General features: G+C 55.1%; 16 protein-coding genes and 1 tRNA gene. 10 read left to right on the forward strand and 7 right to left on the reverse strand.

Annotation, left to right across the window (positions count from 1 at the left end; genetic code table 11):
- Positions 1-5 precede the first annotated feature (5 nt).
- Together O146_RS0101080 and O146_RS0101085 are read left to right on the forward strand one after the other, a co-directional pair.
- Positions 6-1271 carry an aspartate kinase gene (locus tag O146_RS0101080; protein ID WP_021353526.1) on the forward strand — a complete coding sequence of 422 codons (1266 nt, stop codon included), beginning with the start codon at positions 6-8 and terminating at the stop codon, positions 1269-1271.
- 44 nt (positions 1272-1315) lie between these two features.
- Positions 1316-2353, forward strand: a complete 1038-nt coding sequence (locus tag O146_RS0101085; protein ID WP_027017446.1) for an aspartate-semialdehyde dehydrogenase — start codon at positions 1316-1318, stop codon at positions 2351-2353.
- A 106-nt stretch (positions 2354-2459) separates the two neighbouring features.
- Here O146_RS0101085 and O146_RS0101090 read toward each other — a convergent pair whose 3' ends face one another.
- A complete protein-coding gene (locus O146_RS0101090; RefSeq protein ID WP_021353528.1) occupies positions 2460-3767 on the reverse strand; it encodes a YkvI family membrane protein in 1308 nt (435 codons plus the stop codon).
- 88 nt (positions 3768-3855) lie between these two features.
- A complete protein-coding gene (locus tag O146_RS0101095; RefSeq protein ID WP_021353529.1) occupies positions 3856-4404 on the reverse strand; it encodes an RNA polymerase sigma factor in 549 nt (182 codons plus the stop codon).
- Positions 4405-4555: 151 nt separating this feature from the next.
- Here O146_RS0101095 and O146_RS0101100 point away from each other — a divergent pair, with 151 nt between their 5' ends.
- Together O146_RS0101100 and O146_RS0101105 are read left to right on the forward strand one after the other, a co-directional pair.
- Positions 4556-6103 carry a catalase gene (locus tag O146_RS0101100; RefSeq protein ID WP_027017447.1) on the forward strand — a complete coding sequence of 516 codons (1548 nt, stop codon included), beginning with the start codon at positions 4556-4558 and terminating at the stop codon, positions 6101-6103.
- Positions 6104-6322: 219 nt separating this feature from the next.
- Positions 6323-7855, forward strand: a complete 1533-nt coding sequence (locus O146_RS0101105; RefSeq protein WP_051619179.1) for a hypothetical protein — start codon at positions 6323-6325, stop codon at positions 7853-7855.
- A gap of 83 nt (positions 7856-7938) precedes the next feature.
- Here O146_RS0101105 and O146_RS0101110 read toward each other — a convergent pair whose 3' ends face one another.
- Positions 7939-8229: a hypothetical protein gene (locus O146_RS0101110; protein WP_023018841.1), complete on the reverse strand. Its 291-nt coding sequence runs from the start codon at positions 8227-8229 to the stop codon at positions 7939-7941.
- Between the two features lie 269 nt (positions 8230-8498).
- On the opposite strand from O146_RS0101110, the gene O146_RS12925 reads away from it, so the two are divergent.
- Positions 8499-9779 carry a collagen-like domain-containing protein gene (locus O146_RS12925; RefSeq protein WP_155896212.1) on the forward strand — a complete coding sequence of 427 codons (1281 nt, stop codon included), beginning with the start codon at positions 8499-8501 and terminating at the stop codon, positions 9777-9779.
- 326 nt (positions 9780-10105) lie between these two features.
- Here O146_RS12925 and O146_RS0101120 read toward each other — a convergent pair.
- Positions 10106-10179, reverse strand: a tRNA-Pro gene (locus tag O146_RS0101120).
- Positions 10180-10301: 122 nt separating this feature from the next.
- Positions 10302-11204, reverse strand: a complete 903-nt coding sequence (locus O146_RS0101125; RefSeq protein WP_021353534.1) for a metallophosphoesterase — start codon at positions 11202-11204, stop codon at positions 10302-10304.
- A gap of 109 nt (positions 11205-11313) precedes the next feature.
- Between O146_RS0101125 and O146_RS0101130 the strand changes: the two genes are divergently transcribed.
- Positions 11314-11820: a GatB/YqeY domain-containing protein gene (locus O146_RS0101130; protein WP_021353535.1), complete on the forward strand. Its 507-nt coding sequence runs from the start codon at positions 11314-11316 to the stop codon at positions 11818-11820.
- On the opposite strand, the gene O146_RS0101135 is transcribed toward O146_RS0101130, so the two are convergent.
- Positions 11817-14225, reverse strand: a complete 2409-nt coding sequence (locus tag O146_RS0101135; RefSeq protein WP_027017449.1) for a transglycosylase domain-containing protein — start codon at positions 14223-14225, stop codon at positions 11817-11819. The two genes, O146_RS0101130 and O146_RS0101135, sit on opposite strands and share 4 nt — an antisense overlap.
- A 153-nt stretch (positions 14226-14378) precedes the next feature.
- On the opposite strand from O146_RS0101135, the gene O146_RS0101140 reads away from it, so the two are divergent.
- The 4 genes from O146_RS0101140 to O146_RS0101155 all read left to right on the forward strand — a co-directional run bounded on the left by O146_RS0101140 (position 14379) and on the right by O146_RS0101155 (position 16340).
- A complete protein-coding gene (locus tag O146_RS0101140) occupies positions 14379-14732 on the forward strand; it encodes a WhiB family transcriptional regulator (RefSeq protein WP_021353537.1) in 354 nt (117 codons plus the stop codon).
- A 75-nt stretch (positions 14733-14807) separates the two neighbouring features.
- The gene (gene sp36, locus O146_RS12535) at positions 14808-14963 is read left to right on the forward strand and encodes a Sp36 family protein (RefSeq protein WP_021353538.1); all 156 of its coding nucleotides are present in this window, start codon (positions 14808-14810) and stop codon (positions 14961-14963) included.
- A 1-nt stretch (position 14964) separates the two neighbouring features.
- Positions 14965-15435 carry a RidA family protein gene (locus O146_RS0101150; protein WP_021353539.1) on the forward strand — a complete coding sequence of 157 codons (471 nt, stop codon included), beginning with the start codon at positions 14965-14967 and terminating at the stop codon, positions 15433-15435.
- Positions 15436-15512: 77 nt separating this feature from the next.
- Positions 15513-16340 carry an MBL fold metallo-hydrolase gene (locus O146_RS0101155; RefSeq protein WP_027017451.1) on the forward strand — a complete coding sequence of 276 codons (828 nt, stop codon included), beginning with the start codon at positions 15513-15515 and terminating at the stop codon, positions 16338-16340.
- A gap of 191 nt (positions 16341-16531) precedes the next feature.
- Here O146_RS0101155 and glxR read toward each other — a convergent pair whose 3' ends face one another.
- Complete coding sequence (glxR, locus tag O146_RS0101160; protein ID WP_021353541.1) at positions 16532-17215, reverse strand: CRP-like cAMP-activated global transcriptional regulator GlxR; 684 nt, start codon at positions 17213-17215, stop codon at positions 16532-16534.
- Between the last annotated feature and the right edge of the window lie 243 nt (positions 17216-17458).

Raw genomic sequence — 17458 nt, forward strand, 5'->3', positions numbered from 1 at the left:
GCCTCATGGCACTAGTTGTGCAGAAATACGGGGGTTCATCCCTAGAAAGCGCGGAGCGGATCCGGGCGGTAGCAGACCGTATTGTTGCGACGAAAAAGGCTGGCAATGACGTCGTCGTTGTGTGTTCGGCGATGGGTGATACTACCGACGAGTTGCTGGATCTGGCAGCTTCCGTGAACCCAGTTCCACCGCAGCGCGAACTCGATATGTTGCTCACCGCCGGCGAGCGAATCTCCAATGCACTGGTTGCGATGGCCGTGAATTCACTAGGTGCGCAGGCGCAATCGTTTACTGGTTCGCAGGCCGGTGTGCTGACTACCGAACGCCACGGTAATGCTCGCATTCTTAACGTCACTCCCGGACGTCTGCAGGAATCACTGGACGAAGGCAAGATTTGCATCGTCGCTGGTTTTCAGGGCGTCAATAAAGACACCCGGGACGTCACTACCCTGGGCCGAGGCGGCTCAGACACCACTGCAGTGGCGCTTGCTGCGGCACTGAACGCGGATGTGTGTGAAATTTATTCTGACGTCGACGGCGTGTACACCGCTGATCCGCGTATTGTGCCCAATGCCCGCAAGCTAGAGCAGCTGTCTTTTGAAGAAATGTTGGAAATGGCAGCCGTCGGCTCCAAAATTTTGGTGCTGCGCAGCGTCGAATATGCCCGTGCCCACAACGTCGCTTTGCGCGTACGTTCGTCTTATAGCAATGACCCCGGCACTTTGGTGTCCGGTTCAATGGAGGATATCCCAATGGAAGATGCAGTATTGACTGGTGTTGCCACCGACAAGTCCGAAGCCAAGGTAACCGTGCTGGGAATTCCCGATAAGCCGGGCGAGGCCGCTAAGGTCTTCCGTGCCATTGCGGATGCAGAGATCAACATCGATATGGTGCTGCAGAATATCTCAACCGTGGAAAATGGCATCACCGATATCACCTTCACCTGCCCACGCGAAGATGGCCCACGAGCAGTTGAGATCTTGTCGAAGCTGAGCCGCGAAGGCAACTGGTCGCAGGTGCTGTATGACGATCAGGTGGGCAAGGTTTCTCTGGTTGGTGCGGGAATGAAATCGCACCCAGGTGTTACCGCGGATTTCACCGAGGCATTGCGTGATGCTGGCGTGAACATGGAGCTGATCTCGACTTCTGAGATCCGGATTTCCGTACTTTTGCGTGAATCGGATTTGGAAAAAGCTACCCGTGCGCTGCACGATCGTTTTGATCTTGGCGGTGACGAAGATGTCACCGTCTATGCTGGAACTGGACGCTAATTACCAGCTTGACCGCTCAACCGCTCTGGGAGGAGACCACAACTATGACCACACTCGCCGTCGTTGGTGCTACCGGCCAAGTAGGCCAGGTGATGCGCCAAATTCTGGAGGAGCGCGAGTTCCCTGCAGAAAAGGTGCGCTTTTTTGCTTCTCCGCGTTCGGCTGGCACTGAACTGGATTACCGCGGCGAGCGCATCACAGTAGAAGATTTGTCGCAGGTGACTGTTGAGTCTGTCTCCGACGTCGACATTGCGCTGTTTTCCGCCGGTGGCGCTACCTCGAAGCAGTGGTCGCCGGTGTTTGCAGAAGCTGGTGCAACTGTGGTTGATAACTCTTCGGCATTCCGTAAGGATCCTGAGGTTCCGTTGGTGGTTTCCGAAGTCAACCCGGAGGCTGTGAAAGAGGTGCCGAAGGGAATCATCGCGAATCCGAACTGCACCACTATGGCTGCGATGCCGGTGATTAAGGCACTGCACGATATTGCAGAGTTGAAACGCTTGAATGTTTCTTCTTACCAGGCGGTTTCTGGTTCTGGCTTGGCAGGCGTGCAGGCGTTGGCGGCCCAGATTTATGAGGCAGGCGAACACGCGGTTGACCTGACTTATGACGGCCGCAAGCTCGACGGTTTGGAGACTGCCCCTTATGTAGCTCCGATCGCCTATAACGCGTTGCCACTAGCAGGAAACCTTGTCGACGATGGTTCTTTAGAAACTGATGAGGAACAGAAGCTGCGTAATGAATCGCGCCGGATTCTTGGTTTGCCAGAACTGCGCGTTTCTGGAACCTGCGTGCGTGTGCCGGTTTTCAGCGGCCACACCATGACGATCCACGCTGAGTTTGGCCAGGACATTACTCCAGACCAAGCTGTGGAAGCACTCGAGCAGGCTCCTGGCGTGCAGGTTGTCGATGTACCAACCCCGTTGGCTGCTACGGGTATTGATGATTGCCTGGTGGGGCGTATTCGTCAGGATCAGTCGTTGGAGGGTAACAACGGCTTGGTATTGGTAGTTTCTGGTGACAACCTGCGGAAAGGCGCTGCGCTGAACACGATTCAGATCGCTGAATTGCTGTTAGAGAATTAAAATAGGCTAGGCACCCAACCGATTTCCCGGTGGGTGCCTTTTTCGTATCTTTCCGCAGTCAGTATGGGCGGGCGGGAGGCGTCCTGGAACGGTGCCTCGCTGGAGCTTATTCCGGTTTGGTGTGCTCGACGTAGACTACGCTGCCAGCTGGCGTGGTGCGGTCATAATCCACATCGGGATCGTTTTCTAGCTCGTCGTCGATTTCTTCTTTGATGCTTTCTAAGAATTCCTCGGAATTCATATTGGATTGGGCAGCTAGGGTGGTGAGCTCGCGGTCGTGCTTCTTACTAAAGCGCACGCGTGGATCCACTTTGCGGGCCATCAATTCACGGCCGCGACGACGGCGCTGGCCTTCGGTGCGCATGGTGCGGAAATTGCGTACCCAGGCCCAAATCAGGACGATGATCAGCAACATGCCGATGTATCCCAGTACTGGGTAGACGTAGCTGACGAGTTGGCGGAAGCCAACGAAGGAAAGCACGAAGCCGACCAAACACGCAATCACATAGACGCGGAAGAATTTCTCTGGCGAGTTACGGGTTAGACGCTTAGCCAGCGCATAGAACATACCGATGGCGGTGTTAAAGACCATGCCGTAGAGAACCACGGTCATGATGTGTCCCAGCACCGGGTGCAGGCTAATCATCAGCGCCAGCATTGGCATGTCGGCATCTTTGGTGGTTTCGACAGTGAAGTACATGCTCATTACCAGCAAGAGCAGCAAAGAAAGGAAAATTCCGCCGCCGATGGCTCCACCAATGCCTGCTTCGCGGGTATCCATGAAACTACCGCCGATAACGATGGCCATGGACACTGCCACGATCACCTGGAAAGCGATGTTGTTAATGGCAGATACCCACCAGTTGGGTAGTGTGGTTTGGACTTCGGTAGAAGCCTGCTGAATGTTTTCCCAGTTCGGGTCCACCGTGATTATTGTGTAGATCGCGGTGCCCAAGACCATGATGATCAAAAAAGGTGTGATCATTCCGATCACCGCGGTAGTTTTTTCCACATCAAGCAAGCCAACCAGGATGGTCAGCACCAACATGAGGGCAGCACCGATCCAGGTCGGCCAGCCCCAGGCTTCCGTCAGGTTCGAGCCACCACCGGCGAACATAACAAAGCCGATAGAAAATAGGGTCGCAATGGTGCCCCAGTCAAGGATCTTGGCGATGATTGGGCTGTTAGTGATGCGGTCGATCACCGCGGTGTGCTCGCGTGCCTGGTAATAGCTACCGAGCTGCAAAATGGCGATACCGCAAATGATCATGACAACGGAGCCGAGTAATGCTCCGACAATTCCCCAGTTACCGAAGGCTACGAAATACGTCATGGCCTCCTGCCCGGATGCAAAACCGGCACCGGCGAGGGTTCCGACGAACGCCATCGAGATGGCTAACGATCGTTTGAGCATGAAGACAACAACTCCGAATCTGTGATCACGCTGTGAAAGCGCGTCCGAAAATCTATGAACTTTTAACGGAATATAACAGTTTCTGTGATTAATTGTCGTATTCTGCGAGAATATCTTTCCGGGCCCGGGCTACTCGAGAGCGAATTGTCCCGATACGCACCCCCGCGATTGCCGCTGCCTCTTCGTAGGAATAACCCAGTATCTGTGTCAGAACGAGTGCTTCGCGACGCTCGTCGGGTAGCGAAGCGATCATGGTGCGGGCATCGATCCATTCGCTCCATACCGACGAATCTTCGTGTACTGGGTCTAAGTCTTCTAGTTCCGAATGTGACTTCCGGGGGCGGGCGCGTTCGTGACGAATGTTGTCGATCCACACGCGACGTGCGAGTGAAAGTAGCCAGGTGCGTGCAGTGGAGCGTCCGGCAAACCGGGGGAGTGCCCCCATTACGCGTACATAAGTGTCTTGGGTGAGGTCGTCGGCAAGTTCGGGCCCGGCTAGGTGAGCGAGAAACCGCCAGACGTCGTCATGGGTTTCTTTCACGAACGCGCTCAGGGCTGTGCGATCACCACGACCGGCCTTCAGGGCCAGCTGGGTGGTGCGTGCATCGCGGCTCGCAGAGTGTCGTTGTGCGTTCACTTAGCTGAGATTACCAGCGCTGATTTTTATTCCTGAGCAGAGTTTGTGGTGTGCCAGTGCGATTGCGCACTCTGATGTATGCAAGTAGACTATCAATTGACCTCATCCCCATAAGAGCGTCTAATCAATTCCCAACAGGAGTGAGCATTCCATGACTAAGAACATTGATGACAAGCTGGATCTTGGCCAGCGGGAGGACGCCCCAGGCACCACCACTCGCCAGGGTGGACAGCCAATCGCCTCGGAAAACATTTCCATCACCGCTGGACCACAAGGTCCAAACGTACTGAATGACCTGCAGCTGATTGAGAAGCTGCAGTCCTTCAACCGTGAGCGTGTTCCAGAGCGCAACCCTCACGCTAAAGGCCACGGAGCATTCGGTGAATTCCATGTCACCGAAGACGTATCCGCATACACCAAGGCTGACCTGTTCCAGCCGAACAAGGTCACCCCGATGGGTATCCGTTTCTCCACCGTTGCCGGTGAGCAGGGCTCCCCTGACACCTGGCGTGACGTCCATGGATTCGCTCTGCGTTTCTGGACCGAAGAAGGCAACTTTGACATCGTCGGTAATAACACCCCGACGTTCTTCCTGCGCGACGGCATCAAGTTCCCAGATTTTATTCACTCCCAGAAGCGCACCGGGGCTTCCGGTTTGCGTGACGCTGATATGCAGTGGGATTTCTGGACTCGCACCCCTGAGTCCGCACACCAGGTCACTTACCTGATGGGTGATCGCGGCACCCCAAAGACATCCCGTCACCAGGACGGCTTTGGTTCCCACACCTTCCAGTGGGTTAACGACAAGGGCGAGGCTTTCTGGGTGAAGTACCACTTCAAGACCCAACAGGGTTGGGAGTGCTTCACTGACGAAGAAGCTGCCGAGATGGCAGGTCAAAACGCTGACTACCACCGTGAGGATCTGTTCAACGCGATCGAGAATGGCGACTACCCACGCTGGGACGTCTACGTACAGATCATGCCGTTCGAGGATGCAGAGAACTACAAGTTCAACCCATTCGATCTGACCAAGGTGTGGTACCACGAGGATTACCCACTGCAGAAGGTTGGTTACTTCGAGCTGAACCGTAACCCACGCAACAACTTTGCGCAGATCGAGCAGATTGCCCTGGATCCATCCAATATCGTTCCAGGTACCGGCCTGTCGCCAGACCGCATGCTGCAGGCCCGCGCATTCGCATACGCGGATCAGCACCGTTACCGCATCGGCACTAACTACCGTCACCTGCCGATCAACCAGCCAATCAACCCTGTGAATACCTATAATCACGAGGGTTCGATGCAGTACAACTTTAACGGTCCAGACCAGCCGGTATACACGCCGAACCGCTTCGACAAGGGCGCTGGCTACCTGGATGATGGCGAGACTTCGTCGTCGAACCACACCAGTTACGGACAGGCTTCTGACTACTACGTCAACCCTGACCCACACGGCACCGACTTGGTTCGTGCGGCATACGTCAAGCACGAACAGGACGATGACTTCACCCAGCCACGCAAGCTGTACGAAGAAGTCATGAACGACGAAGAGAAGGACCGCCTGGCGCATAACATCACCAACGCCATGGCTGGTGTTTCTGAAGGCGTCGAGCAGCGCGTCTACGAGTACTGGGACAACGTTCACGAGGACTTGGGCGCAGCCGTCCGCAAGAAGTTCGCTGAGAAGTACAAGAATTAAATTTCTCAGGCTTTGTAGGCGCTATCTGTTGCCGGTGTTCAATATGCGTGCCGGCTAGCAGCACAACAGTGCCAGTGCTTTCGAGTAACCCTGCAGGAGAAAGGGGCCGCACCAATAAATCGGTGTGGCCCCTTTTGGTGTTTGTGATTGGTGTTGTTTATGTGACTCGCCGAGAACGTTGACCCATAAGCTGCGGGTTCAGCACTAAAGTGCGGTCGTATGAACGATTCTTCGTCAGCGGTGAATAACCGAGCTGCCACGCCAGATGGTGCATCGTCACATGCATCGATGGGATTAGGGGAATCTCGGTTCGGTGAACCACGCGTGCCGGGATCCCGCATGCGTGGCATCGTGGCGCTGCTAGCGGTGGTGTTGCCGCTAGCAGTTGGCGCGGTGATTGCCGCTGCAGCTTCTTTAAGCCCGAGTGACAGTTGGTCAGCGCCAGAAGAACCAACTGGTGCTCCGGCCGTGCAAAACCCAGGGGTGGACAACAGTAAGTTGCTTGACGCCCGTCGTGCTGCTGGACAAGCTTCGTCCCAAGCGGGAATTTTGTACAGTGCAATCGACGAACTGCTTTCTGGTTTGGAAGGCGTGGACGGCAATACTGAAGAATTGGTGGGTGCAGTTGGCGAAGCTGCGGATGGCGCGGATCGACTGCGCCAAGGCATGGTGGAGCTACAAGCGGGTACTGGTCAGCTGGGTCGTGGCGCTAATGAGCTGGCTGACGGCGTCGGGCAAGCAGTGGATCAAGTTGTTGGCTTTGGTGCGGTACAAGGGCAGTTACTAGAGGCTGCGGACCGGGCGATTGAAGAACTGCGCGGTGTGCAAGGGCCGGAAGCAGAACAAGCAGTGCGCGATCTGAGAAGTCTGCGTCAGCAAATCGACAACTTTAACTTCCAACGCGAAGTTGCTGATGATCTTTTGGCTATGAAAAACGGATCAAGGGACCTGGCGAATCAACTAAATGTCCCTGGTTATGGTTTCCACGACGGCGTGTATGAGCTGACGAATGGCTCCAAGAATTTGTCTGCTGGTTTACAGGAACTGCGAGCTCGGATTGACGAAGCTACGGCAGGTCTAGACGAATTTGATGGTGGTGCAGAACGGCTGGAAGCTATGGCGCAAAGCACCAAGCAAAAAGCTGATGCAGTGAATCGCGCTATCCCAGCGGGCCCGAGTGGGGCAGAACCTGGCGACGCAGAACCAGCCCGCGGGGTTTTGCCGCCAGTGGTGGCAATGTTGGTCGCAGCACTAGTTATGTTGGCAGGCGTAGTGATGGCAGCGATGAGCAACTTCTTTGCGACTCGTTGGGCTGTGCAGTTAAGCGGTGGTCTGTTAGCTGCCGCTAGCGGCGCTGTGCTTGTCGGCCTGTTGGGGGACGGGCTAAGCATCGCTACGATCGCGATTTCGGCCGGTGTTTCTGCATTGAGTGCCTGGGTAGCTGCCGGGTTTACTTCGGTACTGATGCAGTTGGCTGGGTTGCGTAGTGGCCTTGTGATTGCAGCTATTGCGGGCATTGGACAGGTCGCTGCGGTTGGATGGGTCTGGCAGGCTGCTGCGGGTGCGGAAATTTCTCAAGCATGGTCGGCCCTGGCTGGTTTCTTGCCGTTACACTGGGCGACGACTGCGTTGAGCACTACCGCGAATGACGGTGCAATTCTGGGACTTTGGGTAGCGCTCGCGGTACTAGCAGTGAGCGCATTTGTAGGCCTGGTGGTGGCGCCACTGCTTAACCGCCGCCGCGTGAATTAATGCTTGCTAGTTGCTAGCAGCCATGGTGGCAAGGCAGTACTGCACTTGCCGCTGTTGAATTGCAGCGCTACAGCGCTAGTGAATCACAACGATATATCTTCGGGCTCACCATAAAACTCTTCTGGAATGGAGAGTGGGGTGGGCCCTTCTTTTTTGAATGCTTCCAGCCGGGGCTTCCATTCTTTCGGGAGCGAACCGAATTGCTCGAGCTCATTGGTTTTTCGGTTGATCATGATCGGTCCCTTGCCGGGCTCAGGTGATGCGGGTGCGAAAAGCCACCAGGATTCCGTTTCCGCAGCGCCGGAAAGTTTGCCACGGCGTTGATAGACCCATTTAGCAGCGTCGTAGAAGCTCAGTGCATTTGCAGATTCCATGGGGTTAGCTTAGTGCTACAGCGTGATCTTCGCTACATCAGGTGGGATGTTGGTAGTGGCTTATGAAGCTGTGGAGAGCTTTAAAAATTCCGCATAATATGCATAACGGTGGAATTATGTAGTGAAGATCATTGTCGATTGTCTTGTTTTCTGAATCGATTAAGTGTTTAGTTGTTTGCAAATCTATTTTGCTTGCACAAAATAGATTTTGTGTACCCACAGAAGTGGTGTTGCACTTGGCTTTTGAAGAGAAACTCGGAGACCACACTGTGGCTAGAAAGAAGTCAGTCGGCGTAACTGCATGCGCAGTATTCGCCCTGAGCCTGGGGCTGCTGACCCCAATCAATACTGCTCATGCGCAGGAAAATGTTGAGCCCACCGCAACGACTGAAACCCAACTCTGTCCAGTCGTCGATTTCGCTGTCAAATCTAGTGCTTTCTCTTGGCAGATTGGACCTGACCAACAAAAATATTTCGAAGATACTAGTCAGGTGATTGATCGTGATGAGCACGGAAAACCAGTAAGCGTGGGTTTCCGAAGCGATAATGACCAATCGCTGGTGGCTGTGGATAGTCAAAACCACATTACGCGAGCCACGATGGTTGGCCGCGGTCAATTCAAGGTGGGCGATGAAACGATTGCTAACCCTGTAGTAACGGTAAGTCCAGATAAAAAGGTATCTGTTTTAGCCGGATATAACGGTGTTACACAGACGCTGGCAACCGGAACCTTATCTAATGAGCAAGCTCATGAGCATAAAGTCCTTGATAGCCACACGGTTTTTTTCCAGGGTGAAGTCCGGAACCTGAATTTTAGGGGTCCAATCTCCGAGAATGTAAAAGCGGCCTTGTCTGGGGCATTCACCGTTTATGGAGAAATTGCGCCAATCCGCAAAGAAAATTGCTCCGAAGAAGAAAAGAAGGGGCTGCAAGGACCTCGTGGCCCAATCGGTCCACAAGGTGATCGTGGCCCAGCTGGTCCGGCAGGCCCTCCGGGCAGTGAAGGTAAACCAGGTGTGCAGGGACCACAGGGAGAACCTGGACAGCGGGGACCGGCAGGCCCTGCAGGTCAAGACCTGAAGATCAAAAAGCAGTACGACGATGCACAAGGCAACATCGTCGTAGAGTTCACCAATGGCCAAAAGATTGTCATCCCGAAGGGCAAGGACGGCGCTGCTGGTAAAGACGGTGAAAAGGGGCAAGATGGCAAAGATGCCAAGCCGTTGACCATCGTCGGCCAGGAGATTAAAGACGGGAAAGTCATCGTCAAGTTCTCGGACGGCAGCACTGTCGAAATCCCGCTGCCGAAAGATGGCAAGGATGGACAAGACGGTAAGGATGGCCGGGATGGTAAAGACGGCAAGGACGCCGAACCAGCACCAAAGAACCCACAGGAAGATCAGTCCGATGTGTCGTCGTCAAGCGCTGGCGGTATCTTCGGCTCCATCCTGAAGACGCTGGCGAGCTTGTTTACCGGGCCGACGTTACTGGGCAGCTTCTTCAGCAAAATCATGGATCTGCTGAAAACCCTAAGCGGTATGCGGATCTAAAACACTGATTTCGCCTACTCCTAGTCAAGCCTCCTAGTGAAACCTCCCAGCGAAATCTCCTAGTGAAAACACGGGGAAGTGTGCGCCCCGGTGGGTGGCAATAAAAGCTTAGAACACCAATTGTGCATGCGGTCGCATTCTGCTCTTTAAGGGTTGGGTGCGACCTTCAGAGATGTAGGGGTATACGAGGGTTTATAGCCTAAACGACAAAAAGCGTGGGTTAAACCTGGGTTAAGCCTCAAAAGTGTGTCTGGGTTTCAGGGGTCGGGCTTAGCCTGCATACGAAGAAAGACCGAGAAGCAAAAGCTTCTCGGTCTTTTCTATTGTCGGGGCGACAGGATTTGAACCTGCGACCCTCTGCTCCCAAAGCAGATGCGCTACCAAGCTGCGCTACGCCCCGCCATCGCGATGAAGTATTAATTTCTGCGACTTGGATATCTTATTATATCGAGCTTGCAGAACACAAATCGAGGGTCCTGTAGGGGAGAATTCCCAGCGTATGGCGGGAAACGTCGCCAAGTATTAAGTTGTTTTTTCGATAATTCGTAGCAGTGTTGCCGACGGGCGGCAGAACAAACGAACTGGGGCATACTTTGAGGTCCCTAAGCCATTGGAGACGTGCATTGCCATGCCGTCGAAGTCATGGAGTCCCTGCACCCGCTCGCGATCGATACCACAATTGGTCACCAACGCTTTGGAACCCGGCAAACACACTTGCCCGCCGTGCGTATGGCCAGACAACGAGAGCTGGTAGCCGTCGGCAGCAAAGCGCTGTAACACGCGTGGCTCAGGGGAGTGCAACAGCGCCAGAGCCAGGTCCGCATCCGGGTTTGGGGCACCAGCGATCTCGTCGTAGTCATCAAAATCATGATGCGGATCATCTACCCCGGCCACCGCCAGGCGCACGTTACCGACCCGGAATTCGTGGCGCCGCTGATTTGCATCAAACCAGCCCCGCTCAATAAACGCGGCACGCATATCCCGCCACGGCAAATCCACATACGACGGCGTGCGTTTCTTGCCCGTCAGGTACTGGAAGGGGTTGACCGGCTGGGGCGCCCAGTAATCATTAGTGCCCCATACGAACAATCCCGGTGTGTTCAATAGTGGGTCCAGTGCGCGCAACACATCAGGAACTGCGTGCTGGTCAGAAAGATTATCTCCGGTGTTAACCACTAAATCAGGCTGCAATCGGGCTAGATCGCGTACCCACGCAATTTTTTTGTCCTGGCCGGGGATCATGTGCAGATCCGAGACATGCAGTATCCGAAACTCTGCCTGGCCGTGCGCGCTGCGCTTTTTGCCCAAGGTGCCTTTGGGTAGGAGCGCAACGGTGTGTTCTTTGAGCTCAAAGCGATTGAGTTCCGAAACCGCCCAGGCCAGTGTGCCCGCACCCGCACCGAGGGTGGTCACGGTGGTGGTCATTAGTGCAGTTTTCCACGAAATATTCACCCCGCCTAGTCTAGACGGACTTTAGGTGGAATCTTGCCGTGATCTCGTTGCCCGGTCGGGCCAAGCGAGTATCTTTGGGACTATGAGTGAGAACAACATGACAAGCGAGAACAGCGCCCAGGCATCATTAAAAGAGCACATCCGCCAGGATCTGACTACCGCTATGAAGTCCAAGGACAAGGCGACGACGTCTGCGTTGCGTATGCTGCTGGCAGCTATCCAGGCCGAGGAGACTTCCACCGGTACCCGCACCGAGCTCACCGACGATGACGTTCTCAAGGTTATTGCTCGGGAGATCAAAAAGCGTCGCGAATCCGCAGAGATTTACCGCGACAATGGGCGCGATGAGCTTGCCGACGCCGAACAGTCTGAAGTCGAAGTCTTCGAAAAATATCAGCCACAGCAGTTGGATGATTCCGAACTTGCCGAGTTAGTAGATGGCGTTATTACTGAAGTTTCGGCTGCTGCTGGCGAAAAATTGAGCATGAAGCACATGGGCCAAGTGATGAAGGCTGCAAACGCAAAAGCCTCCGGACGCGCAGATGGTAAGCGCATCTCGGAGGCAGTAAAAGACCGCCTGCAGGGCTAAAAGTTAAACAGATTACGCAACTCTTCGGTAGCGTTTTCAATTTCCTGTTCTAGGTTGAACTCCAGCGCCGGTGGTTGGCTGCCGCCACCGGTGTTGTTTTCTGTCTGGGCGCCTGGGTTTGACTGGCGGCGTGTTGGCGGGGTGCTGCGGGCTGAGCCATCGGAAATTCGCAAAATTACCACGCTATTAGCTGGTCCTGCGAAATCCGCACTGACTACACGGCCGGCGGGCATTCCATTGCCAGCCACTCGCTCCGTACGCACTTCTAAACCGGCCTCGGCCAAACGATCCCGCGCTACGGATTCACGCAATCCGCGCACTTCGTTGAGTTTGGCGGCGTCGAGGCCTTCATTAAAAGCTGGATCGTAGTCTTCTGAAACACCACCATTGAGCGCCGGTGGTAGGTTGTTGGCCATGTTGTAGAACGAACGCGCCGGTTCAGTACCACCAAAGAGGTTTCCGTTGCTGCACTGGCGCACTGGGCTGGTGCATAGCGACATCGTGGTGGTGCTGTCGTTGAAGATATACGGTGCCGCTGCGATGCCAGAGTTGAAGGCCAGGAAAGCAGCGGAATAGTTCTCGTTGGTGGTACCCGTTTTGGCTGCCATCGTGCCGGGGAAGCCCTCGGCATTACGAGCGTTGGCGGCGGTACCGGATTTACCGTCCTCGGTCATTGCCTGTGATAACGCATCGGCTGCGTTGGAGTCCATGACGTTTTCGCACGGGGTGCGCTCTAGGTAGACTTCCTGCCCATTGCGGTCATAGACGGCGTCGATTGGATTCGGTTCACACCAGGTTCCGCCGGAGGCCAACGAAGCACCGACATTGGACAGCTCCAATGCGTTGACCGGGGTGGAGCCCAAAACGTAGGAACCAAGATTGGCGTCTTTCTGGAACTGCGCGATGGAGCGCTCACCGTCGTGCGTGCCTTCTTCTGCGTAGCTGCGCAGTCCTAGGTTTACCGACAGATCTACCACGGCAGGTACCCCGACGCGTTCCATCAGCTGGACGAACGGTGTGTTTGGTGAATGCGCTAGTGCGTCGCGCAGAGTCATGGAATCGGCAAATTCACCGAAATTTTCCACGCAGTAGCGGTTGGCCGGGCAGTTTGGTGCGCCACCGTGACCCAAACCTTCTGCCTCGTAGCGCGATGGAACCGACATGTATTGTTCGATGCCCATGCCGTCTTCGATAGCAGCGGCAGCAGCAAAAACTTTGAAGACAGAACCTGCGCCGTGGCCGACCAGCGAGTACGGCTGTGGGAGAATCGTTTCCCCGGCTTCTTGGTTCAGGCCGTAATTGCGTGACGACGTCATCGCTAGGATGCGACGAGAATCTTTGCTGGGTTCAATGACATTCATGACCTCAGCGACGCCGTTCGCCTGCGGGTCGGTATAGCTGGAGACCGCCCGCCGCGCTTCATGCTGCACGCCCGGATCTAGAGTGGTGTGGATGTCATATTTTCCGGCAACCAGTTCGTCGGTAGTAATTCCGCGCTCGTCTAGATACTTCAAGGCGTAATCACAGAAAAATCCGGCATCGCCTGCCGCGATGCAACCGTTGGCCAAAGTCTCGGGGGTTTCTAGCACCCCAAGAGGCTCATTCTTAAAGCCATCGGCTGCTTCCTGATCCAAATATCCATGATCGACCATTGCCTGCAAGACGGTATTCCGGCGATCGGTTGCACCGTCTGGGTTGGTGTACGGATTTAAATATTCCGAAGACTGCACCATTCCAGCCAGCATGGCGGCCTGGGGCACCGACAATTCAGCAGCTGAAATACCAAAGTAGGTGCGTGCAGCGGATTCAATGCCGTATGCGTGGTTGCCAAACGGTACCAGGTTCAAATAACCAGCCAGAATATCTTCTTTGCTCAGGCGGTCATCCAAATCGGCAGCGACACGGATCTCACGCAATTTACGCGCAATTGTTTGTTCAATTGCTTCTCGACGCTCTTCGTCGGTGTCGGCGTCGACAAGCAAAGCCCAGTTCTTGGCATATTGCTGGTGGATCGTTGACGCGCCTTGCTGTACGCCGCCGGCTGCAATGTTAGTGGCCAGTGCACGCAGGTAGCCCTGAAAATCGACGCCCTCGTGTTCGTAGAAACGGTTGTCTTCGATCGCGACGATGGCATCCTTCATGGCCTGTGAGATTTCCTCTGGCGGAACCTCATGGCGGCGTTGGCTGAAAAAATTTGCCAACACATTGCCCTCACTGTCATACATGGTGGACACGCCCGGGGCGCCGCCCTCCTGAATGTCGGTGAGATCAGATTCCATAGCCTTTTCGGCACGTGCTGCACTCGCCCCAGTGATGCCGGCAACCGGTGCGATGGCCGCGGCAAAAACCGCAGACACACCGAGCGTCGCCAGCAACATGGTGATCATCGATTTGGAATAAGACACGATAGATACTTTACGCAGTAAAGGTGTGTGGCAAAAGCACTCACACCCCCTGGAAGTGTGACGCATTCGACAAGATTGGTCACGCGCCCTAAACTATCTGGAACACCTCAGCGAAAAATCACGCCCTCGCTGTCAACAATGAGGAGTCGATTCATGCCCGCCACTCCAGGCAACCACCAATACAACTCAAGCTACCGTGGCGCCTACAGCCGGAAAACGGCGAAAATTTCCTCCGCAACTGTCGAGCGTGGTGAGTGGGTAGCCCAGGCCAAGTGCCGCAATGGTGACCCTGACGCATTATTTGTGCGCGGAGCAGAACAACGCAAAGCTGCGCTGATTTGCCGTCACTGCCCCGTGGTCTTGGAGTGTTGCGCCGATGCGCTGGATAACGAGGTGGAATTCGGTGTCTGGGGTGGGCTAACCGAACGCCAGCGTCGGGCCATTTTGCGCAAAAACCCGCATGTAACGGATTGGGCGAGTTACCTTTCCAACGGTGGCGAGTTTTAGGACCGACTGTGCACCCGTCACACTGTGCACCCGTGACCTAGTCGTCGGCGCGGAGCAGGCGGTAGAATTGGGCCCATGAAGAAATGGGAATACGCAACTGCACCTGTCCTTGTCCACGCTACCCAGCAGATTTTGAACAGCTGGGGTGAAGACGGTTGGGAGCTGGTGACCATCATTCCGGGGCCAAACCCAGAAAATCTGGTCGCTTACTTCAAGCGCGAGCTGGTTTAACATGGCCGGCGATGCTGTGAACATTAATGAGCGGCTGGCAGAGCTCGGTATTGAACTGCCAAACGTGGCCAAACCGTTGGCTGCTTATGTGCCCGCGAAGCGCGTCGGAAAGCAAGTCTGGACCTCCGGCCAGTTGCCGCTTGTCGACGGTCAGCTGCCGGCAACCGGGCTGGTTGGTGACGAAGTTTCTGCTGACGAGGCTTATGGGTTGGCGCGTATCTGCGCTCTTAATGCATTGGCAGCGGTGGATGCAGAAATAGGGTTGGACAACGTCGCTAGCATTTCTAAGCTGGTCGGCTTTGTTGCCAGCGCGCCGGGGTTTTACGAGCAACCAGCCGTCGTCAATGGTGCATCCGATCTGGTGGGCGAGATTTTTGGTGATGCAGGCCAACACGTTCGATCCGCCGTCGGCGTGGCCGTCTTGCCGAAGAACGCACCGGTTGAAGTAGAGATGGTTGTTGAACTGCGCTAGCTTTTCGTGACCAACAGCGCAGCCGGCAACGGTGGCGTATAGCCGGGAAAACTGGAAGTTCTAGTACGGTAGGAGACATGAAGCATCCTGCTTATAGTCAGCTTCGTCCCGTAACCCCTTCGGTGGGCGTGGTGCTATGCGCTAACCCGAGTTACGCGGCATTGGAAGGCACTAACACCTGGATTATTCGCGCAGGTGAAGACGATAAAGCAATTGTTGTCGATCCCGGGCCAGAAGATGAAGGCCACCTCAATGTGGTTCGTGGAAAAGCCGGCGAGGTGGGGCTGACGTTGCTGACCCACCGTCATTACGATCACGCCGACAGCGCTGATCGGTTTCGGCAGCTGACCAACCAGCCAGTACGTGCTTTTGACCCAAGCTACTGCATTGGCGGCGAAGCCTTGCAAGACGGCGAAATCATTTCTATTGAGGGAGTAACTCCGCAGGTAGAAGTTGTGCACACACCGGGGCATACCTCGGATTGTGTGTGCTTTTTTGTGCGGTCGTCCACCCCACACGAATCCCAACTTGAAGGCATCATTACCGGCGATACCATCGCTGGGCGCCACACTACGATGATTTCCGAGACGGATGGCGACCTCGGACAATACCTGGATACGCTGCGTATGTTGCAGAACCGAGGGCAAGGGGTGCCACTTCTGCCAGGGCATGGGCCGGACCAAGACAATGTGGCTGAGTGGGCCGAAAAATATTTGGAACGTCGGCAGTACCGTCTGCAACAAATCCGAGAACTGCGCGCTGAGCATGGTAATGATGTGGAATTACAGACGTTGATTGATGCCATGTACCAGGATGTGGATCCGGTGTTGCGGCATGCAGCAGAACAGTCGACCAGGGTTGCGTTGCGGTATTTGGATGAGCAGAGCGCCGAGGCGCAGGCTTAACTCCTGGAAGTGCAGCTGTGGCCATAGGACACGCCATGCCGGGGGCTGCTGAAGTTAAAAATAAGAAAAGCGCTAGTCGGATGTGTTTCCGCTAGCGCTTTTTTCTGCAAGCTCTGGCTAGGCGCTAGGTGCTAGGTGCTTAGCTTTTCCCGCCCGAACTTGCTTAACGAGGCTTGGGAAGCGAATTCTGCTTAACGGGCGCGACGTGCGAGGTGTTCGGTATCGACGATGAGCACGGACTTGCCCTCCAGGCGAATCCAGCCACGGTGCGCGAATGTCGCGAGAGCTTTGTTCACTGTCTCACGGGAAGCACCGACCAGCTGCGCAATCTCTTCCTGGGTCAGGTCGTGGTTCACGCGTAGTGCCCCACCTTCCTGGACACCGAAACGGTTAGCCAGTTGCAATAGGGTCTTGGCCACGCGGCCAGGCACATCGGTGAAGATCAAGTCCGCCAAGGAAGCGTTAGTGCGGCGTAGACGGCGAGCGAGTACGCGCAGTAACTGTTGTGCAATCAGCGGATGGTCAGAGACCCATTTCTGCAGCATCTCTGAATTCATCGTGGCCGCGCGGACTTCGGTAACACAAACTGCGGAAGAAGTACGTGGGCCAGGATCGAAGATGGACAGCTCGCCGAACATATCGGAAGGCCCCATGACCGTCAGTAGATTTTCGCGGCCATCTGGGGCGTGGCGCGCGAGTTTAATCTTGCCGGAAGTGATGATGTACAGGCGATCGCCCGGCTCACCTTCCTCGAAAATGGTGGTTCCCCGCGGATATTTGACGGTTTCCATCTGCTCGATGAGGTTGTCGACGGCTTCTGGGTCGACACCCTGGAAAATACCCGCGCGCGAGAGAATCTCGTGTACTTCTTCCACTTCTGACTCCTTGGACTAACTTCGGTTAGCTGAAATAGCTGTAGTAATATACCCCACCTTAGTGGGCTGACTGCATTGGCGGGTGCGAATGCGAAGATTGATTATATTTACGCTTTTGTCACACCGCTAGGGTTCTCTGCTGCGCTAGCCAAAACCCCCGCTTCTAGCTTTTCCATTGCCATAGCAAAAACAGCCAAGGCGATGGGAACGATTATAGTGAGAGCAATCATGCCTTCATTCTAG

It is taken from the genome of Corynebacterium pseudodiphtheriticum DSM 44287, from assembly GCF_000688415.1.
Lineage (GTDB): Bacteria > Actinomycetota > Actinomycetes > Mycobacteriales > Mycobacteriaceae > Corynebacterium > Corynebacterium pseudodiphtheriticum.

Excerpts from the sequence above, each read along its gene's own strand:
- O146_RS0101090 (WP_021353528.1), bottom strand. The coding sequence starts at position 3,767 with ATGCTCAAACGATCGTTAGCCATCTCGATGGCGTTCGTCGGAACCCTC.
- O146_RS0101155 (WP_027017451.1), top strand. The coding sequence starts at position 15,513 with ATGAAGCATCCTGCTTATAGTCAGCTTCGTCCCGTAACCCCTTCGGTG.
- O146_RS0101100 (WP_027017447.1), top strand. The coding sequence starts at position 4,556 with ATGACTAAGAACATTGATGACAAGCTGGATCTTGGCCAGCGGGAGGAC.
- O146_RS0101110 (WP_023018841.1), bottom strand. The coding sequence starts at position 8,229 with ATGGAATCTGCAAATGCACTGAGCTTCTACGACGCTGCTAAATGGGTC.
- O146_RS0101130 (WP_021353535.1), top strand. The coding sequence starts at position 11,314 with ATGAGTGAGAACAACATGACAAGCGAGAACAGCGCCCAGGCATCATTA.
- O146_RS0101080 (WP_021353526.1), top strand. The coding sequence starts at position 6 with ATGGCACTAGTTGTGCAGAAATACGGGGGTTCATCCCTAGAAAGCGCG.
- sp36 (WP_021353538.1), top strand. The coding sequence starts at position 14,808 with ATGAAGAAATGGGAATACGCAACTGCACCTGTCCTTGTCCACGCTACC.
- O146_RS0101085 (WP_027017446.1), top strand. The coding sequence starts at position 1,316 with ATGACCACACTCGCCGTCGTTGGTGCTACCGGCCAAGTAGGCCAGGTG.
- O146_RS0101125 (WP_021353534.1), bottom strand. The coding sequence starts at position 11,204 with ATGACCACCACCGTGACCACCCTCGGTGCGGGTGCGGGCACACTGGCC.
- O146_RS0101150 (WP_021353539.1), top strand. The coding sequence starts at position 14,965 with ATGGCCGGCGATGCTGTGAACATTAATGAGCGGCTGGCAGAGCTCGGT.
- O146_RS0101105 (WP_051619179.1), top strand. The coding sequence starts at position 6,323 with ATGAACGATTCTTCGTCAGCGGTGAATAACCGAGCTGCCACGCCAGAT.
- O146_RS0101140 (WP_021353537.1), top strand. The coding sequence starts at position 14,379 with ATGCCCGCCACTCCAGGCAACCACCAATACAACTCAAGCTACCGTGGC.